This window comes from Caulobacter sp. GW821-FHT09B08, from assembly GCF_059418225.1.
This window is the reverse complement of the sequence record NZ_JBWKPL010000001.1, coordinates 524537-548725: the sequence shown is the minus strand read 5'-3', so window position 1 is coordinate 548725 and position 24189 is coordinate 524537. Positions and strand designations below refer to the sequence as shown.

At 70.0% G+C, this 24189-nt stretch carries 23 protein-coding genes; 9 read left to right on the top strand and 14 right to left on the bottom strand.

The window, feature by feature from the left end:
• Positions 1–99 precede the first annotated feature (99 nt).
• From AC07OA_RS02565 to nadA, 6 genes are all read right to left on the bottom strand, one after another.
• Entirely contained in the window at positions 100–555 is a 456-nt protein-coding gene (locus AC07OA_RS02565) for a hypothetical protein (RefSeq protein ID WP_494662191.1), read from the bottom strand.
• Positions 552–1145, bottom strand: a complete 594-nt coding sequence (locus tag AC07OA_RS02560) for a response regulator (protein ID WP_494662190.1) — start codon at positions 1143–1145, stop codon at positions 552–554. Before AC07OA_RS02560 ends, AC07OA_RS02565 begins: the two co-directional genes overlap by 4 nt.
• Positions 1146–1422: 277 nt before the next feature.
• Positions 1423–2223, bottom strand: a complete 801-nt coding sequence (nadC, locus tag AC07OA_RS02555; RefSeq protein WP_494662908.1) for a carboxylating nicotinate-nucleotide diphosphorylase — start codon at positions 2221–2223, stop codon at positions 1423–1425.
• A 65-nt stretch (positions 2224–2288) separates the two neighbouring features.
• Positions 2289–2927, bottom strand: a complete 639-nt coding sequence (locus tag AC07OA_RS02550) for a Uma2 family endonuclease (RefSeq protein WP_494662189.1) — start codon at positions 2925–2927, stop codon at positions 2289–2291.
• A 29-nt stretch (positions 2928–2956) separates the two neighbouring features.
• Positions 2957–4471, bottom strand: coding sequence for an L-aspartate oxidase (locus AC07OA_RS02545; RefSeq protein ID WP_494662188.1), 1515 nt, complete (start codon positions 4469–4471; stop codon positions 2957–2959).
• Between the two features lie 155 nt (positions 4472–4626).
• The gene (gene nadA, locus AC07OA_RS02540; protein WP_494662187.1) at positions 4627–5712 is read right to left on the bottom strand and encodes a quinolinate synthase NadA; all 1086 of its coding nucleotides are present in this window, start codon (positions 5710–5712) and stop codon (positions 4627–4629) included.
• Positions 5713–6021: 309 nt separating this feature from the next.
• Here nadA and AC07OA_RS02535 point away from each other — a divergent pair, with 309 nt between their 5' ends.
• Positions 6022–7587 (top strand): FAD-binding oxidoreductase, encoded by a 1566-nt coding sequence (locus AC07OA_RS02535; protein ID WP_494662186.1) that lies wholly within the window; start codon positions 6022–6024, stop codon positions 7585–7587.
• A 9-nt stretch (positions 7588–7596) separates the two neighbouring features.
• Here the strand turns inward: AC07OA_RS02535 and AC07OA_RS02530 are convergent, their stop codons facing one another.
• Entirely contained in the window at positions 7597–10776 is a 3180-nt protein-coding gene (locus tag AC07OA_RS02530) for a TonB-dependent receptor domain-containing protein (protein ID WP_494662185.1), read from the bottom strand.
• A gap of 76 nt (positions 10777–10852) precedes the next feature.
• Positions 10853–13279, bottom strand: a complete 2427-nt coding sequence (locus AC07OA_RS02525; protein ID WP_494662184.1) for a hybrid sensor histidine kinase/response regulator — start codon at positions 13277–13279, stop codon at positions 10853–10855.
• 76 nt (positions 13280–13355) lie between these two features.
• Here AC07OA_RS02525 and AC07OA_RS02520 point away from each other — a divergent pair, with 76 nt between their 5' ends.
• Both AC07OA_RS02520 and AC07OA_RS02515 read left to right on the top strand, forming a co-directional pair.
• Positions 13356–13835 (top strand): Dps family protein, encoded by a 480-nt coding sequence (locus AC07OA_RS02520; RefSeq protein WP_494662907.1) that lies wholly within the window; start codon positions 13356–13358, stop codon positions 13833–13835.
• Positions 13836–13902: 67 nt separating this feature from the next.
• Positions 13903–15105 carry a cell wall hydrolase gene (locus tag AC07OA_RS02515; protein WP_494662183.1) on the top strand — a complete coding sequence of 401 codons (1203 nt, stop codon included), beginning with the start codon at positions 13903–13905 and terminating at the stop codon, positions 15103–15105.
• Between the two features lie 9 nt (positions 15106–15114).
• On the opposite strand, the gene AC07OA_RS02510 is transcribed toward AC07OA_RS02515, so the two are convergent.
• The 4 genes from AC07OA_RS02510 to trxB form a co-directional block, all read right to left on the bottom strand.
• Entirely contained in the window at positions 15115–16008 is an 894-nt protein-coding gene (locus AC07OA_RS02510; protein WP_494662182.1) for a hypothetical protein, read from the bottom strand.
• Positions 16009–16094: 86 nt separating this feature from the next.
• Positions 16095–16385, bottom strand: coding sequence for a DUF1330 domain-containing protein (locus AC07OA_RS02505; protein ID WP_494662181.1), 291 nt, complete (start codon positions 16383–16385; stop codon positions 16095–16097).
• A 20-nt stretch (positions 16386–16405) separates the two neighbouring features.
• Entirely contained in the window at positions 16406–16906 is a 501-nt protein-coding gene (locus tag AC07OA_RS02500) for a GNAT family N-acetyltransferase (RefSeq protein ID WP_494662180.1), read from the bottom strand.
• On the bottom strand, positions 16906–17913 hold the full coding sequence (gene trxB, locus AC07OA_RS02495) for a thioredoxin-disulfide reductase (protein WP_494662179.1): 1008 nt from the start codon (positions 17911–17913) through the stop codon (positions 16906–16908). Before trxB ends, AC07OA_RS02500 begins: the two co-directional genes overlap by 1 nt.
• A 63-nt stretch (positions 17914–17976) precedes the next feature.
• Here trxB and AC07OA_RS02490 point away from each other — a divergent pair, with 63 nt between their 5' ends.
• The 5 genes from AC07OA_RS02490 (at position 17977) to pseI (ending at position 20226) form a co-directional block, all read left to right on the top strand.
• Positions 17977–18141: a glycine zipper domain-containing protein gene (locus tag AC07OA_RS02490; RefSeq protein ID WP_494662178.1), complete on the top strand. Its 165-nt coding sequence runs from the start codon at positions 17977–17979 to the stop codon at positions 18139–18141.
• 5 nt (positions 18142–18146) lie between these two features.
• On the top strand, positions 18147–18509 hold the full coding sequence (locus AC07OA_RS02485; protein WP_494662177.1) for a hypothetical protein: 363 nt from the start codon (positions 18147–18149) through the stop codon (positions 18507–18509).
• A 45-nt stretch (positions 18510–18554) separates the two neighbouring features.
• Positions 18555–18782 carry a DUF433 domain-containing protein gene (locus AC07OA_RS02480; RefSeq protein ID WP_494662176.1) on the top strand — a complete coding sequence of 76 codons (228 nt, stop codon included), beginning with the start codon at positions 18555–18557 and terminating at the stop codon, positions 18780–18782.
• Complete coding sequence (locus AC07OA_RS02475; protein ID WP_494662175.1) at positions 18779–19111, top strand: DUF5615 family PIN-like protein; 333 nt, start codon at positions 18779–18781, stop codon at positions 19109–19111. The genes AC07OA_RS02480 and AC07OA_RS02475 overlap by 4 nt, the downstream gene beginning before the upstream one ends.
• Positions 19112–19173: 62 nt before the next feature.
• Positions 19174–20226, top strand: coding sequence for a pseudaminic acid synthase (gene pseI, locus AC07OA_RS02470; RefSeq protein WP_494662174.1), 1053 nt, complete (start codon positions 19174–19176; stop codon positions 20224–20226).
• 9 nt (positions 20227–20235) lie between these two features.
• On the opposite strand, the gene AC07OA_RS02465 is transcribed toward pseI, so the two are convergent.
• Positions 20236–22791, bottom strand: coding sequence for a KAP family P-loop NTPase fold protein (locus tag AC07OA_RS02465; RefSeq protein ID WP_494662173.1), 2556 nt, complete (start codon positions 22789–22791; stop codon positions 20236–20238).
• 221 nt (positions 22792–23012) lie between these two features.
• Here AC07OA_RS02465 and AC07OA_RS02460 point away from each other — a divergent pair, with 221 nt between their 5' ends.
• A complete protein-coding gene (locus AC07OA_RS02460) occupies positions 23013–23243 on the top strand; it encodes a DUF6894 family protein (protein WP_494662172.1) in 231 nt (76 codons plus the stop codon).
• A 78-nt stretch (positions 23244–23321) separates the two neighbouring features.
• Here AC07OA_RS02460 and AC07OA_RS02455 read toward each other — a convergent pair whose 3' ends face one another.
• The gene (locus AC07OA_RS02455; RefSeq protein ID WP_494662171.1) at positions 23322–24182 is read right to left on the bottom strand and encodes an SDR family oxidoreductase; all 861 of its coding nucleotides are present in this window, start codon (positions 24180–24182) and stop codon (positions 23322–23324) included.
• Between the last annotated feature and the right edge of the window lie 7 nt (positions 24183–24189).

The following is a 24189-nucleotide window of genomic DNA, read 5'->3' as shown; positions in this document are numbered from 1 at the left end:
ACGCGCGACCGGGGACATGCACTTGTGCGTGTCCCCATCAGGAAGCGCCGAGCTTGAATTTGGGGACACGCGCATGCGCATGTCCCCGGCCGAGGCCGCTTAACCCCGCTGCTTTTCCAGCACCGCCGCCAGGCCCTGCAGGATCACCCCGTGGGTGGCCGGGTCGGAATCGGTGCGGTGCAGCAGCTTGATCGAGGCCACGTGCACCTTGATCCCCGCCAGCAGGTTGGGGGTCATGGTCTCGGCCTCGTCCAGCAGGTCGCACAGCGAGCGGGCGGCCACCTCGACGGCCTCGTTGCGCTCGGCGCCGCTGAGGCTGACGATGTCGCCGGCCCGGGCATAGAGCTTCTCGATCCGCAGGGCGTCGTCCACCTCGGCGATCAGCAGCTTGTCCAGCGCGGCGATGTAGTCGTCGATGCCGGTCAGGGACGGCTCGCGCAGGGTCTCCAGCGTGGCGTCGGCGCGCTTGAGGGCCTCGGCCACGTACATGCCGCCCTTCTGCGCCATCAGCTGGCCCAGGCGCGGCTTCATGCGGCTTTTCTTGACCTCGCTCATGCGATCGACTTCATCGGCTTGATCAGGGCGTCCAGTTCGTCCTGGCTCATGTTCTGGCCCTCGGGCTCGCCCAGTTCAATGGACTGATCGTCGCGGCGGCGGCCGTCTGGGAATTCCACGGGAGGTCCTTGGTTGCGCCAGCGCCGGTCGGGGCCGACATAGGCGTCGCATTCGATGAACAGGCGGTCGCCTTTGGCCACCCAGAGGATGCGCTCAAGCATGACGGCCGGCGAGATCGGCTTGGTGACGATGAAGTTGGCGCCGCAGTCGCGGGCCTTCTCCACCTGGCTGCGGCGGGTGTGGGAGGTGACGATGATCACCGGCGTCATCCGATTGGCCTCTTCGGCCTCGCGGCGCAGCCAGCGGGTCAGGTCGTAGCCGTCCAGCTCGGGCAGGGCGCTGTTGCTCAGCACCAGGTCGTACTGGTGGAACTTCAGCTCTTCGCGCGCCTCGGCGCCGTCGGCCTTGCGGGTGATGTTGCGCAGGCCAAAGCTCGTGAGCACGCCCACGAGAATGTCGAGGGACTGGGGGTTGTCGTCGACGACCAACGCCCGAGCCTTCTCGAGATTGATGTACTGACTTGGCTGCAAGACCCCGACGCGCTCCGCCCCCTGTCCCGCGACGTGCCGGGACCGTTACCCTATGCCTGAACACCGTTAAGAAAGGGCTGTCGCCTAAAGGGTGGGGCGGATTGTCGCACCATTTGCGGTTGGGGCGGCGACCCTCCTCACCCGCATGGCGGGGGAGGTGGCGCGATGCGGATACGCATCGTGACGGAGGGGGCGTCGTGTGGCGGCCGGACGCCCCCTCCGTCCGCTGCGCGGACACCTCCCCCGTTTCACGGGGGAGGAGAGAAGCCGGCCGCCCTCAAACCGCGTCCAGGCCGATATCCAGCACCACGGCCGAGTGGGTCAGGGCGCCGACGCTGATGACGTCCACCCCCGTTTCGGCGATGGCGCGGACGGTGGTCAGGTTCACCCCGCCCGAGGCCTCCAGCACCGCGCGGCCCTTGGCCAGCGACACGGCGGTCGAAAGGTCGTCGAGGCTGAAATTGTCGAGCATGACCACGTCGGGGCCGTGCTTCAGCGCGTCTTCCAGCTGGTCGAGCCCATCGACCTCGACCTCGACCTTGACCAGGTGGCCGGCGAAGGCGCGGGCCCGGCGGACGGCCTCGCCGACGCCCCCGCAGGCCGCCACGTGGTTGTCCTTGATCAGGATGGCGTCGTCGAGGCCGAAGCGGTGGTTGATGCCACCGCCGCAGCGCACGGCGTATTTCTCCAGCGCCCGCAGGCCCGGCGTGGTCTTGCGGGTGTCGACGATGGTGGCGCTGGTGCCCTCGACCATGCGCACATAGGCGCGGGTCAGGGTGGCGATGCCCGACAGCTTGCCCAGCAGGTTCAGCCCCGTGCGCTCGGCGGCCAGCACGGCGCGGGCGTTGCCCTCGGCCCGGGCCAGGATCGCGCCGGGGGCGGCGTCGGCCCCGTCGGGGGTGACGACCTCGAAGGTCGCGGTCGGGTCCAGGGCGGCCAGGGACAGGCGCGCGCACGACAGCCCCGCGATCCGCCCGTCCTGCCGCGCGGCCCACACCACCGACAGGCGGGCGTCCGGATCGATGCAGGCCTGGGCGGTGATGTCGCCGGCCCGGCCCAGATCCTCGGCCAGGGCCATGTCGATGATCGGGCGGACGAGGAGGTCGGGGAGCGGCGTGATGGGGGGCGTGATCGGGGGGGTAATCAAAACAGCTCCGACAGCGGGATATGGATCTGCGACGAGAACAGCGGCGAGACATAGGCGTCGCCGTCGAGAACGGTGATCGAAGTCCAGGTCCCGTCGGGCTTGGGTTCGCGATGGACGGTCACGCGACGAGCCTTGGGTTCGACCACCCAGTATTCGGGCACGCCGGCCAAGGCATAGAGGCGACTTTTCTCGGCGAGATCGTAACGACGGGTCGCGATTGAGACCTCGACCACCAGCACGGCCTGCGACGCCTGAGCGAATTTTTCGAGAGCGCCGGCGTGCATGACGAGGATGTCGGGCAGCGGCGCGTTGTGATCGTCGATATGCAAGGTGGCGCCCGCGAGCACCTTGAACTTTTGAGGCGCCACGACCGCTTGCGTGGCGCTCTTGAGGGCGACGCCGACATTGATGCTGACTTCGCCATGATCCGTCGAGGCTGGCGCCATCTGAATGATTTTCCCCTCGATCAGTTCGAAGCGACCCGGGACGCCCTCGAAGACCCCGGCTTCGTCCATTCGTTCGAACTGGTCGAAGTCGAACAGGAAGTCCCTGCGCCCAGAGTCATCGATCCACGGCGCGTCGAAATCCCACGCGAAGCCGCCGCGTTCCTCGAAGCCTGGGTTCGTCGCCGTCATGACTGCGCCTCCGTTCCCGTTATGTGCCCCTATTCCGCCGCGTAGCGCAAGCCGACGGCGGAGGCGTCCAGGGTGACGAAGGTGCGCTCGGCCAGGGCCGTGGCGGGGAAGTCGGCGCGGAAGTGGCCGCCTCGGCTTTCCTGGCGGGCCAGGGCGGCGCGGGCGATCAGCTGGGCGGCGACCAGGGTGGGGGCGCGGTCGTGGGCCGCTTCGAGGGCGTCGAGCACGGCGGCCAGGCGGGCCAGGCCCTCGGCGTCGCGGATCACGCCCGCGTCGCGGCTCATGGCCTGGCGCAGGATCTGGAGGGCGGCGTCGGGCAGGTCGGGCGCCGGTTCGGCCGCGACGGGTTCGCCGCCCATCGCGAGATCGCGGGCGACCCGGCCGGCGCGGGCGCCGAAGACGGCCGCTTCCAGCAGGCTGTTGGAGGCCAGGCGGTTGGCGCCGTGCACGCCGGTGGCGGCGCATTCGCCGGCGGCCAGCAGGCCGGGCAGGCTGGTGCGACCGTCCAGGTCCGTGGCGACGCCGCCCATGTGGTAGTGCACCGCCGGGGTCACCGGGATCGGCTGGACGCGCGGGTCGATGCCCGCGCCCATGCAGGCGGCGAAGACGGCCGGGAACTCGCGGTCGAAGTGCGCGCCGACCGCCGCCGTGGCGTCCAGGAACGCGCCGCGACCCGCCGCGCGTTCGGCGTGGATGGCGCGGGCGACGACGTCGCGCGGAGCCAGCTCGCGGGCGGGGTGGTAGTCGGCCATGAACGCCCGGCCGTCCGCATTGCGCAGGATCGCCCCCTCGCCGCGCAGGGCCTCGGTGGCCAGGGGGGCGGGGTCCTTGCCGATGTCGATGGCCGTGGGGTGGAACTGCACGAACTCCGGATCGGCGATCTCGGCCCCGGCCAGGGCGGCCAGGCCCAGGCCCTCGCCGCGCACCTGGGCGGGCGTGGTGGTGACGGCGTAGAGGCCGCCGATCCCGCCGGTGGCCAGGATCACCGCCGGGGCGACGATCTCGACCAGCGTCCCGTCGATCTCGGCCAACACCCCGACCACGCGGCCGGTCGCGTCCTGGAGCAGCCGCCGGGCGCGGGCGTTCTCGCGCACCTCGATGGAGGGCGCGGCGCGCACCGCCGCGACCACGGCGGCCATGATCGCCGCGCCGGCCCCGTCGCCGCCGACCCGGGCGACCCGGGCCTTGGCGTGGGCGGCTTCCAGGCTGAGCACGAAGTCGCCGTTGGCCTGGCGGTCGAACGGCGCCCCCAGGGCGGCGAGCGCGCGGACGGCGGCGGGGCCTTCGGTGGTCAGCAGCTCGACCGCCGCCGGATCGCACAGGCCCGCGCCCGCCGCGACGGTGTCGGCCGCGTGCAGGGCCGGGGCGTCGTCGTCCGACAACGCCGCCGCCATCCCGCCCTGCGCCCAGGCGCTGGAGCAGCCGGTGGCCAGCGGGACGGGCGACAGCACCAGCGCCTTGCCGGCGGCGAGGGCGGCGGTCAGGCCCGCCAGGCCCGCCCCGAGGATCACGGGGCCGTCGAAGAGGATGCGGCGCTCAATCATCTTACGCTCCAACTCCCTTCCCCCTTGATGGGGGAAGGGCCGGGGATGGGGGTGAACACGGCGGTTCAGCCATCGAAGAAGACAAGGGTGGCGGTGAGGCGGATAGGCCGCGCCACCCCCATCCCAACCCTTCCCCCATCGAGGGGGAAGGGCTTTTAGATCAGCTCAACGTCCACGTGGTGCTGGGCCTTGACCAGGTCGTAGCGGGCCGGAACGGTCGGCGGGGGCAGGTCGATCATCCGCTGCACGGCCAGCTTGGCGCGGATGGCCACCGACGGGTCGATCGTCACCTCGAACCGGTCATGCAGCAGGGCGTCGTGGATGTTCTGCAGGCTGATCTTCTTCATGTGCGGGCACATGTTGCAGGGGCCGATGAACTGGGTGCCCGGGCTTTCGGCCTGGACGTTGGAGGCCATCGAGCACTCGGTGATCAGCACCACCTGCTTGGGCTTGCGCAGGGCGACATAGTCGTTCATCGCCGCCGTGGAGCCGGCGAAGTCGGCCGCCTCCAGGATCTCGGCCGGGCACTCGGGGTGGGCCAGGATCTCGGCTTCGGGCCAGGCGTAGCGCATGTCGGCGATGTCCTGGGCGGTGAAGCGCTCGTGCACCTCGCAGCGGCCGGCCCAGGCGATGATCTTGACGCTGGTCTGGCGCGCGACGTTGCGGGCCAGGAACTCGTCGGGGATCAGGATCACCTTGTCGACGCCCCACTCGCGGGCGGCCCATTCGACCACCTGCACGGCGTTGGCGCTGGTGCAGCAGATGTCGGTCTCGGCCTTCACGTCGGCGGTGGTGTTGACGTAGGTGACGACCGGGATCCCGGGGTGGCGCTGCTTGATCAGCCGCACGTCGGCGCCGGTGATCGAGGAGGCCAGCGAGCAGCCGGCCCGCAGGTCGGGGATCAGCACCTTCTTTTCCGGGGCCAGCACCTTGCTGGTCTCGGCCATGAAGTGCACGCCGGCCTGGACGATCACGGCCGCGTCGCACTTGGCCGCCTCGCGGGCCAGGGCCAGGCTGTCGCCGACGAAGTCGCCCACGCCGTGGAAGATCTCGGGCGTCATGTAGTTGTGGGCCAGGATGACGGCGTTCTTCTCGCGCTTGAGCCGATTGATCTCGGCGATCAGGGGCGCGTGGGCCTGCCATTCCAGCGGGGTAACGTGGTGCTTGACCTTGTCCCACATGCCGGCGGTGGCCGCCTGGACGTCGGGGGTGAAGGCGAGGGGCGCGCAGCCGTCGGCCATGTGATCCTCTCTTATGCTCAAACTGAGCATTTCTCGGGCCTCAAAAAACGCCGGAGACGAGGGCCCGTTCCTCTGGGCGCCATCTCGGCGTCACCCTTATGCTGAAATTGAGCAAAAGGGATGGATCACATATAGACCTTCCGAGCGGGATTGCAAAGCGCCTGGGGAAAAATCCGTATGCGGCGCCCGCCCTGGCCGCACGGGCGATCCAAATTAAACCTTTCCGTGCATCACGCGTCATGATTGTGTTCAGGGAAGCGGCGCGCGATTCCGGTCGGACGGACGCTCGCGGAAACCAGGGGGAAAGCCATGAGCCAGTCCAAGCGCTACTTCGCCAGCCGGCGCGAGTTCTTCCTGGCCACGGGGGCGTTGGCCGCCGGCGCGGCCGTGGCGCCCGGCGTGGCGCGGGCCTTTTCCGAGCGCGAGGTGCGGCGGCTCAAGGCCCAGCCCGTCATCCCCGACGCCGCCTGGCAAAGGCTGGCCCGGGCCATGCCCACCGGCCGGGTGCTGCGGCCCTACGACGCCGACTACCGGCTGATCGTCCTGCCCAACAACCTGCGCTACGCCGACGTCCTGCCCCAGGGCGTGGCCCGCTGCGCCTCGGAAAAGGACGTGGCCGCCGCCCTGCTGTGGGCGCAGCGCGAGCGCGTGCCGCTGATCACCCGGGGCGGCGGCCACTCCTATGCCGGCTATTCCACCACCGAGGGGCTGATGATCGAGACGGGGCTGATGAACCAGGCCTCGTACGACGTGCGCACCGGGGTGCTCAGCGTCCAGGCCGGGGCCCGCAACCGCGACCTTTACACGGCGCTCGCCCTCAACAAGCGGGCGGTGACCCATGGCCGCTGTCCGTCGGTGGGGGCGGCCGGCTTCCTGCTGGGCGGCGGCATCGGCTTCAACATGCGGGCCCGGGGCCTGGCCTGCGACCAGGTGACGGGCGTCCGGATGGTGACGGCCGACGGCGCGATCCACGACCTGTCGCCCCGCTCGACGGGGATCGACAAGGACCTGTTCTGGGCGGCCCGGGGCTGCGGCGGCGGCAATTTCGGGATCAGCACACGCTTCGACCTGCAGACCTTCGACGTCTCCAGCCTGAAGGTCACGGTGTTCGAGCTGACCTGGAGCCGCACGCCCCAGACGCCCAGCCGCGTGCCGGTCGAGGTGCTGGGCGAGCGGCTGATGGCGGCGCTGAACGCCGCGCCCGACGCCCTGGGCTCGCGGGTGTCGTTCGGGGCGGTCACCCCGCTGCAGGTGGCGGCGGGCTACGACGTGCCGGTCAGCGTGCTGGGCCAGTATGCCGGCCCGCCCGGCGAGCTGGAGGCGATCCTGCGGCCGGTCACGGACCTGGTCGCCCCCACCGGGGGCTTCGGCCTGAAGTACCTGGACTATTGGGACGCCCAGACCGTGCTGCACGAGGACGGCTTTCCCACCTTCTACCAGGAGCGCTCGGCCTTCGTGAACCGGCCCTTCGGCCTGGACGACCTGACGGCGGGTTTCGCCCACCTGCGCCGCTGGCCGGGGACCTACGGCTATTGCGACCTGCGATTCTTCCAGACCGGCGGTCAGGTCAACAAGCCCAAGTGGAGCGACACCGCCTTCGTCCACCGCGACAGCCGTTGGCTGATGGTGGTGGGCCTCTACTGGAACGAGTCCGACGACCACAACGCCGCCCTCCTGGACCGCAACCACATCTGGCAGAACGACTTCTACGCCGCCATGCGCCCCCGCGCCGGCGGCGGCGCCTACCAGAACTTCGCCGACCCTTCGCTGGTGGATTACCGCGAGGCCTATTACGGGCCGAACCTGGGGCCGTTGCGGGCTCTGAAGACCAAGGTCGACCCGGCGGGGGTGTTCAACTTCCCCCAGGCCATCTGAGGGGCCGCTTCAGAAGCGGCCCAGCAGGGTCAGTTCGAAGCGGCGGCCGCGCGGGTCGGCATAGGGGCTGTAGCCAAGGCTCGCGGCGTCGGCGACCACCGGGGCGTCGTGGTCCAGCACGTTGAGGATCCCGCACCGCACCTCGATCGAGCGCGCCGGCGCCGTGGACGGCAGCTCGAAGCGATAGGCGCCGGCCAGATCGAAATAGACCTGGCGGGGAATCCAGGCCGAGCCCTGATAGCGCTCCATCTGGTCGATGGCGGCCTGGCTCTGGCCCGCCCGCGCGATCCGGTAGTGATCGTAGTATTGCGCGGTGACGCCCATCATCCACGGGCCTTGCGACCACTCCAGGCCCGCCGTGCCGCGCCAGCTCAGCGGTCCCGCCGCGTCGCCGACCACATTGACGGGGTCGGTATTCAGATCCTGGCGGCGCCTCAGGGAGGGCTGCCACGTCGCCGAGCTGGAGAACCGCAGCTCGCCGGCCTTTCGGGTGGCGACCACATAGTCCAGCTGGAAGTCCACCGCCTGGCTGATCGTCTCGCCGATGCTGAGGGAGGTGACGTCGATGCCGGTGATCGCCCCCGCCGTATAGCCCTTGGCCCGGTCGGCGTCGGTCAGGGCCGCGCGGGTCACCCGGCCCGGATAGAGGGACTCGTGGCTTAGGAAGTAGTCCACGCTGCCGTCGTGGATCAGCACGGGCTCGCCGGTCTTGGCGATGCGCGTGTAGTCGACCGAGAACCTCAGGCCGGGCAGGGCGCTGGGCGTCGCCACCAGGCCGACCGAAACGCTGCGCGCCCGCTCGGCGGCCCGCGATCCGCCCGTGGCGACGCCGAACGCCTGCTCGGTCCCGATGGGCTCGCCGCCCCGCTTGGCGTCGCGCGGCGCGGCGAACCACGGGATGTATCTGTAGCCCGCCGCCTCGCCGCCCAGGGCGTCGTAGAGATCGGCGTCCGAGACGTAGGGCGTGGTCGCCGAAGCCAACTGGCCGATGGCCGGGGGCAGGAAGCCTGACGCCGCGCTGGCGCGCAGCATCACGTCGCGTATCGGAAAGACCCGCAGGCCCACGGTGTAGACCGACACCGCCTGGCGGTCGTCGACCGTCTCGTTGTTGGTGTCCACGCCGTCCTCGAGATTGGCGGGAAGGATCGACCGCACGGCGTCGCGACGCGCCGCCAGCTGCAGCTCCAGCCCGGACAGCAGCAGAGGTCCGCCGTCTCGCGGCGTGAGCGGCGCGCGGGCCTCGGCGTAGTAGGAGCGGACGCTCTGGGTCACGTTGGCGGGCATGCCCGCGACGAAGCCGCCGCTAGGCGGGTTCACGAAGGTGGCGGTCGGGACGTGCTCGCGGCGATCCTCGGCCAGCAGCGACAAGGTCAGCGGACCGCCGGGCAGGTCGGTGACCGTTCCGGCCAGCCTGGCCGAGACGACGCGAAAGCGGTTGGACTGGGTGTAGACGCTGGTGGCGTCGCGCCGATAGGCGTCCAGCGCCTTGAGGAAGGTCTGGTAGTCGCCCAGCGGAAACAGCGCCGGCAGGCCTTGCGGCTGCTCGCCGACCAGGCCGGCATAGTAGTCGTCGCCGACGCTGTGTTCGGTCCGGACGCTGCGGACCTCGGCGTCGCCCACCGTGTAGTCGGCGTTGAGCTTCCAGGCGGCCGGCAGGTCGACGATCAGGCCGGCGGTGGCCCGCGTCGTCGTGGTGCGGTTGCGCCGCTCGATCGACTGGCCCGGGATCGCATAGTCGAGGGTGACCAGGCTGGTGAACGGATTGGCCGGGGCGTCGGGGCCCAGATTGACCTCGTCATAGGTGGTCAGGGGGCTGAACGAGCGCCCCTCGTTGCGCAAGGCCAGGCCGTCGACATAGGCCTCCACCCTGTCGCCGAACCGGCGGCGGATGCTGAGAAGGGCCGACGAGGTTTCCGGCCGCGTGACCAGGCTGGCCCGCGGGTCGATCAGGCCGGGCGCCAACGCGGCGTCGACCTTTCCGGCGTTGGCTGTCAGCAGCGCGCCGCCGTCGCTGGCGAGGCCGCCATAGCCGACCGGGACGAAGGTGGAGCTCGCGCCCAGGGCGGCGCCGCCATAGGCGTCCTTGAGGACCAGCGGCTCGGCGTAAGCGGGGCCGAAATAGCTGTAGTTCGTGATCCTGACCGCGGTGCTGGCGGGCGGTTCGCGCAGGAACGCGGCCGGGTCGTTGGCGTAGCGCCGCGCCCGGGCCCTGGCGGGATAGTCGCGCTCGCCGATCCGCAGGTCGGCGCCCATCGCATGGCTGAAGGCGACCATCACGTCGGTGCGGCCGCCGTCCGGGGTGAAGCCGATCCGGCCGTCCACCCGCTGGGTCGGCGCATCGAAGCGGGAGGTGTCGCCGTAGGTGACCGCCAGGTCGGCGCCCCGGTAGTCGCGCTTCAGCACGATGTTGACCGTCCCGGCCATCGCGCCCGCGCCGTAGATCCCGCCGGACGTGGCGGTCAGCACCTCGATGCGGTCGACCGCCGACAGCGGCACGGCGTTGATGTCGGCCTGCAGGAAGGCGTTGCTGTTCGAAGGCAGGCCCGGCATGCGGCGGCCGTCGATCAGCACCAGGGTCTGGTTGGCCCCCAGGCCCCGCAGATCGATCTCGGACCGGCTGCTGCCGTTCTGGCCGGCGGGATCCTGGACCGCCGCCCCGACCTGGCCGTTGCTGGACAGGCGTCCGCGCAGGAAGTCGTCGAGGGTCTCGGCGTGCGACAGGGCCAGGTCGCGCGAGCCCCAGACCTTGTAGGGCTGGATGTCGTTCTGGGTGCGCTGGATGTCGCTGTTCTGGCTGCGCCGGCCGGTGATCAGGAGCTCGGGCAGGGCCACCACCTCGTCGACCTGCGGCGGCGCGGCGGCGGCGGGGGGCAAGGCGTAGACGACGAAGGCGCCGTCGGGCGTGCGGCGAACGCCCAGGCCGCTGCCCTCCAGCAGGCGGGCCAGGGCCGTCTCGACCGACATCCTGCCCTTCAGGACCGGGGCCTTGCCGGCGACCGGCGAGGCGAACATCAGGTCGACGCCGCCCTGCCTGGCCACCTCGAACAGGGCCGAGGCCAGGGTGTCGCGATGAATGTCGAAGGCCACCAGGCGGCCGGCGGCGGCCTGGGCCGGAACGTCCGTCAGGGCGGCCCCGAGCACGACCGCGAGCAGCGCCAGGACAAGTCGGTCGTGCCGGCGAAAAGGCATTGAGGGCTCTAGCTGCGCTATCGGCCCCGAATAACACCGATATGGGCGGCGGAGCCAGCCCGCCTGAACGGCGATCCTATCCCTTGGCCTTCGCGCCCTTCCCCGCCTTCTTCGCCGACTGGACCGGCGAGTGGCGATCCCAGGCGTCGGCCATGGCCTGGGCCAGGGCGTCCAGGGCGAACGGCTTGCGCAGCAAGGTCCAGGGGGTCTCGTCGGCGCGGACCAGTTCCTGGCCGGTATAGCCGGAGCTGAGCAGGATCGGCAGTTCGGGGCGCTCGCTGGCCAGGACCACGGCCAGGTCCACCCCGCTCTTGCCGCCCGGCATCATCACGTCGGTGATCACCAGGCCCAGGGTGGGGTCGGCGCGGGCGATGACCAGGGCCTCGTCGGCGTTGGCGGCGCGGCTGACCATGTGGCCCAGCTCGTCGAGCATGGCCGAGATCAGGTCGCCCACCTCCACGTCGTCCTCGACCAGCAGCACGTGGGCCATGGCCCGGGTGGCGGGCGGCTGGACGGCCAGCACCTCGACCGGGCTGAAGGCCTCGCGCACCGGCAGCAACATGGAGACGGTGGTGCCGACACCAGGCTCGGACTCGATGGTCACCTCGCCGCCGCTCTGGCGCACGAAGCCGTAGACCTGCGACAGGCCCAGGCCCGTGCCCTTGCCCACCGGCTTGGTGGTGTAGAACGGCTCGAAGGCTCGCTGCAGGGTCTCGGCGTCCATGCCCGAGCCGGTGTCGCGCACGGCCACGCGCAGATAGCGGCCGGGCGGCAGCTCGCCGCGCGGCTCGGCCAGGTCCACGCCTTCGGACAGCACGGTGATCCTGCCGCCGGCCGGGGTGGCGTCGCGGGCGTTGACCACCAGGTTCAGCAACGCCGCCTCGAACTGACTGGAGTCGGTCAGGGTGGTGCGGGCGCCGGCCTTCAGATCCAGGCTCAGGTCCACCCCCTCGCCGACGGCGCGGCGCAAGAGGCCCTCGCTCTCGACGATCATGGAGTCGATCCGGCAGATTTCCGGGTTCAGCGGCTGGCGGCGGGCGAAGGCCAGCAGGTGCTGGGTCAGCTTCTCGCCGCGCCGGGCGGCCGACTGGGCCGCGCTCAGCATGCGCGCGCGCCGGCCCTCGTCCTCGGGATTGCGCTGCAGCACGTCCAGGGCGCCGATGATCACGGTCAGCAGGTTGTTGAAGTCGTGCGCCACCCCGCCGGTCAGCTGGCCGATGGCCTCCAGCTTCTGCGATTGGGTGAGCGCGGCCTGGGCGTCGTCGCGCTCGGACAGGGCCTCCTGCACGCGGTCGGCCAAGAGCTCGTTCAGGCCCGTCAGCTTGACCTCGGCCTCCTTGGCGTCGGTGACGTCGAAGGCGATGCCGATGAAGCCGATGAACTCGCCGCCGGGGCCCAGGCGGGGCTGGGAGAACGACTTCAGCCAGCGGGTCTGGCCGTCGGCCCGGCGATAGCGGCCCTCCATGTTGAACGGCCGGCGCGAGGCCTCGCCGGCGATCTGGGCCTTGAGGATGCCGGGCAGGTCGTCGGCGTGCAGCCGCGAGCGCCAGTCCAGCACCAGCGACTCCTCGTAGGAGACGCCGGCGAAGTCCTGATAGGCGGCGTTGACGAACTCGCGCGCCCCGTCCTCGCGGCTGATCCACATCAGGGCCGGGGCGCTGTCGGCCAGGGCGCGGAAGCGGGCCTCGCTCTCGCGCAGCCTCTCCTCGGCCAGCCGCCGCTTGGTGATGTCGTAATTGACGCCCAGCACGCGGATCGCCCGGCCGGTCTCGTCGCGGACCACCTCGCCCTGGCCGTGGATCCAGCGCTCGCCGTCGGGATGGTCGGCCAGGCGGTATTCCACCTCGTAGAGCGGGCCGCTCTTGATGGCGTCGCGGATCTTCTGCTGGATCAGGGGGCGGTCGTCGGGATGGACGCACTGGACCAGGGCGGCCATGTCGACCGGGCCGTCCACCGCCACGCCCAGGTTCTCGCGGGCGGTGCGCGACAGCTCCAGGGTGTTGTTGGCCACGTCCCATTCCCACGGACCGACCCCGGCCGATTTCTGGGCCACCTGCAGGCGGGCCTCGGCCTCGGCCTGGCGGCGGCGCGCCAGGCCCAGCTGGGCCAGGTTGTCGCGCAGGGCCTGGGCCAGGGCGGTGGTGATGATCGCCGACAGCACGAACAGCACGAGGGTGGCGATCTCGCCCTGGTCGATGTCGCCGCGCAGTCCGCCCCACAGCCACCAGGCGAAGGCCGAACCGATCACGATCGGCACGGCGCCCCAGCGCCAGCCGGCATAGAGGGTGACCACCACCAGGGCCGGGAAGAAGGCCTGGGTGGCCCCGATCCCGCTGCTCAGCCCCAGCAGAGCTATGCGCAGGCCCATCGCCGCGAGGATCGCCGCCGCGGTGATCAGCGCCGCCCGCCAGAACGGCGGCGGGGTCCTGGGAACCAGCCAGGCGCTGATGGCTTCAGGCCAGGCGCGCCCAGGCGTTTTTACGTGCGGATCTTCAATCTTCATGGGACTCCATGCGCACATAATCGCTTGCCTAGAGCATGGACACGCTTACCTAGGACACGCAACACGGGAGATCATGATGGCTGCGAACCTGAACACCGGCTTCACCGCGAAACAACGCGCCGACATCGTGGCGGGCCTCAACAAGGTTCTGGCCGACAGCTACGCGCTGTATCTGAAGACCCACGGCTACCACTGGAATGTGCGCGGCCCCAACTTCCAGGCGCTGCACGTGCTGCTGGAAGGCCAGTACACCGAGGAGTGGACGGCGCTGGACGCCATCGCCGAGCGCATCCGCGCCCTGGGCGAGCTGGCTCCGATGGGCTACGCGGCCTTCGGCAACCTCTCCAGCATCAAGGACGGCGACGCCGAGAAGGACTGGGAGGGCATGTTCGAGGAACTGCTCGCCGACAACGGCACGGTGATCGCCACCCTGCGCGACGCCTTCGAAGCCGCCGACGCGGCCGGCGACGAGGCCACGGCCGACCTCTACACCCAGCGCCTGGCCGCGCACGAAAAGCACGCCTGGATGCTGCGCTCCACCCTCGGGGGCAAGTGAGGCTGACGCCAGGGCGCTTCGGGGGCGTCTTCAGGGACGCTACGTGCCCGGTCTAGTCGATCGCAGGATGGCCGTCAGGGCCGCCGTCGCGCTGGTCGCGTTCGGCGGCCTTTCGGCGTGCGCGTCGGCGGGCGACGACCTGCCCGACGGCTTCGGCCGGGCCGGCGGGATGGCGACCATCACCCGCTCGCTCTCCGACGCGGGCCTGGCTCGCTACACCGCCGACATGGACCTGGCCATGCTGGCCCTGGCCCGCCGCCACGATCCGCGTCCCCACACCGACTACTGGGGCCGGGTGCGCGGCTGGGAGAAGCTGGACCTGCACAAGATCCCGCGCCTGGGCGACCGCGAGGCCGACTTCGTGGAGGCGCGGGTCATCAACGGCTTCAAGGCCGCCAGCCCGGCGGCGCTGGAGGCCTCGAGGCCCTTCATCCTGACCGGCGCGCCCGAGCAGCGGCGCAAGGCCCTGCTGTGCATGACCCAGGCGGTCTATTTCGAGGCCGGTTTCGAGCCCCTGGCCGGCCAGCAGGCCGTGGCCCAGACCGTGATCAACCGGATGCGCCATCCGGGCTATCCCAAGTCGGTCTGCGGGGTGATCTACGAGGGCGCGGCGCGAGGCACCGGCTGCCAGTTCAGCTTCACCTGCGACGGCTCGCTGCAGCGGGCGATCAGCCCGGCCGTCTGGACCAACGCCGAGATCGTGGCCAAGCGGGCCCTGAACGGCTTCGTGGCCAAGGACGTCGGCGCGGCCACCCACTATCACGCCGACTATGTCTATCCGTACTGGGCGCCCACCCTGGTCAAGCTGACCACCCTGGGCACGCACGTCTTCTACCGCTGGACCGGACGGTCGGGCACGCAGGCCGCCTTCCGGGGGCGCTATTCGGGCGACGAGACCCTCTCGGACGAGATCCTGATGGGCGCCGATCCGCGCACCCTGGAGGCCGCCCCGCCCGGCAGCCTGGCCGCCGCCGCGGCCGCGGGCGTCCTGCCGGTGGTCACCCGCGAGCCGGCCAAGATCGTCAGCCCCGAGGGCGTGGTCGAGATTCTGCCGCCCCTGACCGGCGACCCCGCCGCCGCCATGCGCGGCGGCCGCCGCCTGCCCACGCCGGAAGAGGTGGCCCGGATCAACAAGGCCCTGGGCGCGCTGGAGGCTCCGGTGATCGACACCACGGTCAAGACCGTCGAGGAGGCCCCGCCGCCGGCCCCGCCCCCGCCGCCGCCCAAACCGGTGCAAAGGCCGCCCAGCCTGGTCAATCCGCTGAACTAGGCGGCGGTCCTACTGGCCCCAGTTGACGTTGAACATCACCGTCCGGGTCAGCCGTATCTCGGGCAGGATGGCCTTCACGGCCTTGGCGGCTTTGCGGGACACCCGCTGCAGCCGCATCCGCATCTTGTCGGGGCGGCATTCGCGCAATCGTCCGTCGGGCGTCCATCGGCAGTCGAAGCTCATGCTGGCGGGGGGCAGGTCCTTGGCGCTGACGCCCGTGTTCGGCGCCTGCGTCAGGCCGCCCGCGACCCAGGCCGTCCATCCCGAGGGGTTCTTCTCCGACCGGCCGTGGGTCGAGACGCTGACCTGGACCGTCTCGGGCGTCGGCAGGGTGGCGCGATAGGCGCCGGCCAGGGCGATCGCGGCGGCGCCGTAGCCTTGGCCGGCGGGGGACTCCGCCACGACCGTGCAGTCGTACAGCCCGCCCGACGGGGCCAGGGGCGCCAAGCAGGTGAGCGTCGTCATGCCGATCGGCGCGGCGTCCCTGGGGCGCGCGGCCTCGATGGTCTCGCGGGAGGGCGCCTGGACGGGATCGACGTCGCTGAGGCCCTTCGGATGCTGGAAGGCGTGGAACACATAGATCGGCTTGCCCGCCAGCTGCTCCCGTTGGTCGACCGGAATCCGCATGAGGCGGGCGATCTTGATCAGGGCGTTGTCGAAGTCGAAATCGGGACGACCCTCGCCGACCACGACGCAATCGGCCAGCACGCCCTTTTCGGTGGGCACGCACCGCAGCCGGGCCCAGCTGGATACGCCCATGCGGTTGGCCCGGTCGGGATAGTAGCGGGCGGCGTCTTCCTGGTTCAGTCTGACCTGTGTGTCCGCCGCGATGGGACCCTGGGCCACCGCCTGGCCGCCGAGCAGGCCAAGCGCCGTGGCTACTCCGATCACGTATCGCCGCATGGTGAGCCCCCCGGTTCGCCGTTCTTGGGGAAGACCCTAGTTCGCCAACGTCAGGTTGCAACGAGAATTCGGCGCCCGACGCCGGCTCAGTCGCAGCCGTCGACCAGGACCAGCTTGCTGTCGGTCGCACCATGGCGGACGGCGAACAGGGCTTGAGCCTCGGGGTCCTGCAGGAACGCGGCGGCGTGGTCGCGCGAGGGGAATTCCAGGATCACCATGCGGTCGGGCGTCCAGTCGCCTTCCACGACCTCGGGCTTGACGCCCTGAACGATGTATCGGCCGCCGTGTTTTTCGATGAAGGCCGGGATCGCCGCGACATAGGGCATGAAGCCGCGAAGGTCGTGGATGGAAAAGTCGAGCACCAGATAGGCCTTCATCGTCTTCTCCGAGGGGCGCGCTAGATCCCGAAGGCCTTGGCGTAGGTCACCGCGACCGGCTGGTCCAGCGCGCCCGGCGTCAGGGCCAGGGCCATGAAGGAAGGGCCGGAGAACGGGGCCTTCACGGTGGCCGCGGCGGCCGCGTCATAGCCGGCGCGGGGATAGTAGTCGGGGTGGCCCAGCACGATCACGGCCTCGACCCCGGCCTTGCGGCACAGGGCGTGCCCGACCTGCATCAGGGCCAGGCCCACACCGTCCCGCTGGCGCGCGGGCAGCACCGACAGCGGGGCCAGGGCGGCGAAGCGCCGGCCGGTGTCGGTCGCCAGGGCGCTGAACAGGACGTGGCCGACGATGAAGCCGTCTTCCTCGGCCACCAACTCGACCAGGACGTCGCCGTCCGCGCGCAAGGCGTCGACGAGGGCGGCTTCACCCTGGTGGCCTTCAGGAGTCTGGCCGAAGGCGGCGGCGACCACGGCGTGGATCTCCGCCGCGTCTTCCGCCGCCGCTTCCCGGATCAGCATTACCAGGCGCCGATCTTCTCGGCCTCGTGGTGGCTGATCGGGTGGTGGGCCTTCTTGTGGTCTTCCTCGGCCAGGAAGCGCACGGCCTCCAGGGCGGCCATGCAGCCCATGCCCGCGGCCGTGACGGCCTGGCGGTAGATGTCGTCGGTGACGTCGCCGGCCGCGTAGACGCCCGCGACGGCGGTCGAGGTCGTGCCCGGCTTGACCGTCAGATAGCCGCCGGCGTGGGTTTCCAACTGGTCCTTGAACAGCTCCGACGACGGGGCGTGGCCGATGGCGATGAACACGCCGTCGCAGGGGACGGTTTGCGTCTCGCCGGTCTTGACGTTCTTCAGCCGCACGCCGGTGACGCCCATCGGATTGGAGTCGCCCAGCACCTCGTCGATGGCGCTGTCCCAGATCACCTCGATCTTGGGATGGGCCAGCAGGCGCTCCTGCAGGATCATCTCGGCCCGCAGCTCGTCCTTGCGGTGGACGAGCGTGACCTTGCTGGCGAAGCTGGTCAGGAACAGGGCCTCTTCCACGGCGGTGTTGCCGCCGCCGACGACCACGACTTCCTTGTTGCGATAGAAGAAGCCGTCGCAGGTGGCGCAGGCCGAAACGCCGAAGCCCTGGAACTTGCTCTCGCTCTCCAGGCCCAGCCACTTGGCCTGGGCGCCGGTGGCGATGATCAGGGTCTCGGCGAACCACTCCTGGCCGCTGTCGGTCTTGATGTGGAACGGGCGCTTGGAGAGGTCGGCCGACAGCACGATGTCGCTGACGAACTCGGTGCCCACATGCTCGGCCTGGGCCTTCATCTGGTCCATCAGCCAGGGGCCCTGGATGACGTCGGCGAAGCCGGGATAGTTCTCGACGTCGGTCGTGATGGTCAGCTGGCCGCCGGGCTGGATGCCGGCGATCAGCACGGGCTTCAGCAGCGCGCGGGCGGCATAGATGGCGGCGGTGTAGCCGGCGGGACCCGATCCGATGATCAGGCAGCGGGTGTGGCGGGGTTCGGGAGTCGACATGGCCGCAGATATAGGGCCGATTCCGGTCGTGCGCGACTCCGCGCGAGCATCGGGGAGGGGGACATGAAGCCAAACAAGTTCATGGGCGTGGGGATCGGCCTCGGGGTCGCCCTCGGCGCCGGCCTGGGCGCGGCCCTGCACAACATCGCCATCGGCGTCGGCCTGGGGATCAGCCTGGGCGTGGCCCTGGGCCTGGCGATGGGCCGGGCCGACGCCGGCAAGGACTAGGGCCGATGGGACCGATGATCGGCTTCAAGGGATTGCCCAGCGGCCTGATCGTCGGCCTGGGCTTCGGCGGCCTGGCCTGGCTGATCACCGGCATGCCCGGCGCGGGGATCCTGTTCGGCGTGGTGTTCGGCGGGATCATCTACGCGGTGGTCCGCTACTCGGCCCTCTACGGCAAGCCTGCGACCGGCGGCGAGGGCGGATCCGTCGGCGACGACACCTCGACCTACGACAGTTCCTATTCGTCCTGGATGTCGAGCACGTCGAGCGACGACCGGACGGACGACAACTGCTTCGACAGCGGTTCTGACAGCTCGGACGGTGGAAGCTGCGACAGTGGCGGCGGGGATGGTGGGGGCGGCGGCGACTGAGGTCGTCCGCTAGGCGCATTCAAGGTTTGGCGTTATCGTTCGCGCATGAACGCTCTGCTCGACCGTATCACCATTGAGCCCGGCAAGGCTGGAGGGCGTCCCTGCATCCGTGGCCTCCGGATGCGGGTCCAGGACATCCTGGAAATGCTGGCGTCGGGCATGACCTCGGCCGAGATCGTCGAGGAGTATCCGTACCTCGAACCTGACGACGTTCGCGCCGCCCTGGCCTACGCGGCGGCGGCGATGGCCGACACAGCCGTCGTGGCCGCTTGAAATTCCTGATCGACGCGCAGCTGCCGCCAAGCCTTGAAGCCTGGTTCGAGGCCAGGGGGCACGAGGCGCGGCACGTCGCCTCGCTCTCGGCGCTGAATGCTCCCGACGCGGAGATTTGGGATCGGGCCATAGCCGGCGGCTATGTCATCGTGACCAAGGACAGGGATTTCGTCGAGTGGGCGCGCAGCCGAACGCCCAGGGCCCGTATCCTTTGGGTACGTTTCGGCAATATGCGGCGTGAAGTTCTTCAGGCGCGCCTGGACGCGGCATGGTCAGAACTGGAAGCCGTCCTCGCCAGCGATACGACCGTGATCGAGGTCGGGCGTTAGGCGATTGACGCCTCGTCCACGATTTCAGGGTTAATATGGACGAAAGCCCCACGAGCCCGCCCATGACCGCCCCCTTCATCGAGATCGCCGGCCGCCGGATCGGCGCCGACTATCCGCCCTATGTGATCTGTGAGCTGTCGGGAAACCACAACGGCAGCCTGGAGCGCGCCCTGACCATGATCGACGCCGCCGCCGATACCGGCTGCGACGCGATCAAGCTGCAGACCTACACCGCCGACACCATCACGCTGGACGTCGACCGTCCCGAGTTCAAGATCCGCGGCGGCCTGTGGGACGGGCGCAGCCTGCACGAGCTCTACCAGGAGGCCCAGACCCCCTACGAATGGCACGGCGCCCTGTTCGAGCGCGCCGCCGCGCGCGGGGTGACGATCTTCTCCAGCCCCTTCGACGAGACCGCCGTCGACCTGCTGTCGGGCCTGGAAGCCCCGGCCTACAAGATCGCCTCGTTCGAGGCCGTGGACCTGCCGCTGATCCGCTACGCCGCCAAGCAGGGCAAGCCGCTGATCGTCTCCACCGGCATGGCCAACCTCGCCGAGATGCAGACCGCGCTGGACACCGCCCTGAGCGCCGGCGCCCCGGGCGTGCTGCTGCTGCACTGCGTCTCCAGCTATCCAGCCCAATTCGAAGATGCAAATCTGCGCACCATCGTCGACATGGCCCAGCGTTTCGGCTGCCCCATCGGCCTGTCGGACCACACGCCCGGCACGGCCGCCTCGGTGGCGGCGGTCACCCTGGGCGCCTGCGCCATCGAGAAGCACTTCACGCTGGCCCGCGCCGACGGCGGCCCCGACGCCGCCTTCAGCCTGGAGCCCGCCGAGTTCCGCGCCCTGTGCGACGACACCCGCAACGCCTTCAAGGCCCTGGGCGGGGTGAACTACGACCTCCTGGGCTCCGAGCGCGGCAACCGCCAGTTCCGCCGCTCGCTCTACGTCACCGCCGACGTCGCCGCCGGCGAGCCCCTGACCCGCGCCAACGTCCGCTCGGTCCGCCCCGGCGAAGGCCTGCCCCCCGCCGACTACGAAGCGGTGCTGGGCCGCCCGGCCGCCCGCGCGCTGAAGCGCGGCGAGCCTCTGGCTTGGGACATGGTGGGGTAGGGGGCGGGCTCAAGGCAGGTCGACCTCCGGCAGTTCGTCCGGGTGATCGTCGGGGCGCCAGGTGCGGGGTGACTTTCGCGGCAGGGGTCTCGTATCGGGCGGCGCCGGGGATGGGGCCGAAGCCTTTCGAGCGGGCGCCTTCGAGGGCGTGACTTTCGCCTTGGAGGCGGGTGATTTCGCGGTCTTGCGTGCGGGTTGCTTGGGCGGCGGCGCACTCGGCGGGGCGGACGGTGTCTCCGAAGCGACGGTCTCCTCCAATGTCGGCTTCGACGTCATGTCGAGCAGGAGCTGCGCGAGACGAACCCGGCCGGGATCGGCGCTGATCGTGCTCCAGCGCGTCTGAAGATCGGTTCTGATCACCGCCTGATAGGGACCCAGCCCGCGCTCATAGGTGATGAGCGCTCGGATGCACCAATAGTGCTCGAAGGCGCTGGCGAAGTTCCGATTGTAGCCTACGAGCCAGAGAATATTGATCGTGCTCTGGTTCTCGATGGCGATCAGGATCCGCATCAAGCGACGGCCGGGTCGATCATCCTCCGCGAACCTGCTCAGGATTTCGCGCACGGACCATGGCGACAGATTCGAGGCCCGGCCGAGGGCCTCGTTGGCGATCTCCGTCATCTTTCGGGTGCGCGACAGACTGCTGGATTCCGCGGCGCGCAGACGCTCGTAGCGGTTGGCCAGAGCCTCGAAGGCGGCGATATCGGCGTCCAGACCCTCGGTGGGCCGCACCGCGCGCGGCAGCACCGAGAACAGGCGGCTGATGTCGAACCGATTTAGCGAATAGCGTCCGCCGGTCAGGTCGGGGTTGCAACCGAAGGTCAGCAGCTGGGTCGCGCCGGGCTTCTCCAACCAGTGATAAGGCGGCTTGGTCCCGGAGGGATCGACCAGGGTCGCCAAGGCCGCCTCCTGCAGCTTGCCCAACATGTACGGGTCCTGCTCCAGGACGAACCGCAGGTCTGGGAAACGCAGCAGCAGGGCGATGAACTTGCCGATCTGCTCGGGCGTGGCGTCCGGGCCGCGCATCCCTTCCTTGTCGAAGAGGCCAAGATCGCTGGCGATGTAGAGCGACAGCCGGAAGGTGTTGATGAACTGCTTGATGCGCCTGGGATTGTATTCGAACAGCGCGCCCACGACCTTGACGATGTTGCGGATACGCTCGGAGTCCCGGTCCACCTCGAACCGATTGTATTCCCGGTCCGGGGGAGGCGCGAGCGGCGCCGAGGGGCCAGGAGCGGACGTGAACGCGGACGTACCGCCCCCGGACGGATCGTCGTTCTCCACCTCGGACGGTGCGGCCGGTCGGGCTAGGGGCAGCCGTTCCGACCAATAACCCCCCAGCCGCGCCCACCACCCCGGCGGCGGCGCGGCGAGCGTGGTGTCGCGGAAGAAGCTCTGGAGCGCTTTCTCGTCGGCCGCGACGGGCAGGGAGAAGCTGATCTGGATGAACTTCTCCAGATAGCCGTAGCCGAAATAGAGCGGGGTGTAGGTGTCCTTCTCGTCGTTGGGTTTCCAGTGGGCGCTGTCGCGCAGGAAGGGCAGGATGTCCTTGTATTTCTGGGCGATGCCGGCGGCGACCTTCTCGCGGTCCATGCCGATGACGAAGACCAGGTTGCGGGAGTCGCCGATCATCAGGTTGATCGCCTGCATCAGGTCGGCGGCGCGCGGCACGTCGCAGCGGTCCAGGTCGTCGATGAAGATGAAGACGCGCCGCTTGCCCGCATAGGCCTCGATCAGCCGGTTCAGGTCCTGGTGGAAGGTCTCGATGAACGTGACGTGGCCCTCGTAGTCGGGCTTGGAGATGTACTTTTCCAGCTTCCAGGACAGCGGCAGCTTGATGAAGGCGCCGAACTTCAGAAGCCCGGCTATGCCGACGGCGGCGATCATGCCGGCCGTCCCGGTGGAGGCGGCCAGCAGCAAGGGCTCGCCGCCAAGGATCAGGCTGGGCTTGGTCTTGTCCTCGGGCTTGATCGTCACCAGCCAGTCCAACAACTGCCGGGTCTCGTCCTGATGGAGCGTGACCAGCCGCCAAACCTCGAAGGCCCCGAACGCCAGGGCCAGCGCCGACAGCAGGATCAGCCCCAGCTCGAACCAGGCCGCCAGCCCGTTCAGCCGCTTGATGAACAACAGGATGTCCCCGCGCCAGGCGCGGAACGTCCCGACCTCTTCCCGCAGCGACTTGACGAAGGCCAGGGCGAAGGCCGCCCACAGGGCGTCCTGCTTGTCGTGCCGCCAGGCGTTGAAGCGCACGCTCAGGGCCTTGGCGGGCCGCTCGCTCGGCTTCAACCCGCCCAGCCATTCCGGCAGACGCTCCGACAGGGGACGGCGCGTCCGCGCCGCGCCGATGGCGTTTTCCAGCTGCAGCAGGAACGAAGACTTGCCGCTGCCCCACTCGCCCTCGATGGAGATGGTCAGGGGCGGCTTGGTGGCGTCGGCGGTCAGGAAGCGCGCTATGGCCTCGACATAGGGGGTGAAGCCCAGGCTGTCGACCGCGGTCGCCCCGTCGCCGAGGGCGCTGCCGGAGATGCTGTCGGCCTCGGGGGCCTGTGGGGCTGCTTGGGTCATCGCGCGGCCTGCTCGCCTAGTTTGCGCCTAGACAACCTGCACTATGGGGTTGAGGCAAGCGGGCGTTCGCGCCTGGACGACCGCCGTGACGATCCCGCCCGATGCTAGGGCGAAATGTCGCACCCCTGCATCCCAAGCGGGAAAGTCCTCGTTGCTTCGTCGGGCTGGCGCCGGGCTTGCGTGGATCGCGCATTCTGCGGCGTTGAGAGGAGGCGTTGGCGATGCCCCGCTTTCATTTCGAGGTTCGGGGCGCGCAGCGCTTTCCCGATCCCGACGGTGTGATGCTGAAAGACCGGGCCACGGCCCGGAAGGAGGCGGTGCGCCTGTCGGCCGCCTTGATGCGTGATTATCCAGAGGTTTTCGCCGAGGGACGCTCGTGGAGCGTCCACATCCTGGACCAGGAGGGGCGAACCCTGGAGACCCTGCCGCTCGACCCGCCGCGTTGGGCCTGAGGCCCGCGCCGGGTTCAGCTTCAGCGTGCCAAATTCTCCTGCGGGGCGACTTGGGCGTGCGGGATCGGCACGCTGGCGCTAGCCGCCGGGCAGGAGGCCCAGGCGCTTGCCGATGATCCGGTCCACGGTCCGCTTGGGCAGCAGGCCGCCGATCAGCAGCTGCATCGGCTGGGGCGTGACGGTGTAGCGGACCTTGGGGCGGGCGGTGGTCAGCGCGGTGTGCACCACCTCGCCGATGCGCTCGGGCGGCAGGCCCGACTTGCCCAGCGACAGCATGTAGGCCCGCAGCCGGTCCAGGGCCGGGGCGTAGATGGTGCCGGCATAGGCGGCCACGTCGATCTCGTCGGCCTTGTCCCAGATGGGGGTGGCCACCGCCCCGGGGGCGACCACGATCACGTCCACCCCGTAGGGCAGGAGCTCGCGGCGCAGGGATTCCGACAGGCCCTCCAGCCCGAACTTGGTGGTGCAGTAGGGGGCCATGAACGGATTGGCGTTGCGCCCGCCCACCGAGCCGATGTTGACGATGCGGCCGGGGTTCTTGGGTCCCGTTCCGCGCGCGCCGACCAGCGGGGCGAAGGCCTGGGTGGCGATCACCACGCCGGTCAGATTGACCTCCAGCTGCTTGCGCCACTCGTCGACGGGCAGGTTCAGCAGCGGGCCGGCCACGGCGACGCCGGCGTTGTTGACCAGGCCCGCCAGGGTGGCCTCGCCCAGCACCGCCTCGACCTGGGCGGCGGCCTCGCGCACGGCGGCCTCGTCGGTGACGTCGAAGGTCAGGGGCGTGACCCCGTCGCCGAACGCCGCCACCAGCCGTTCGGCGTCGGCGGCCTTGCGCACGCTGGCGAAGACGTGGAGCCCCTTGCGGGTCAGGGTCTGGGTGACGGCCCAGCCGATGCCGGTGGAGGCGCCGGTGACGACGACGGATTTCTTCTGGGCCATGTTCGCC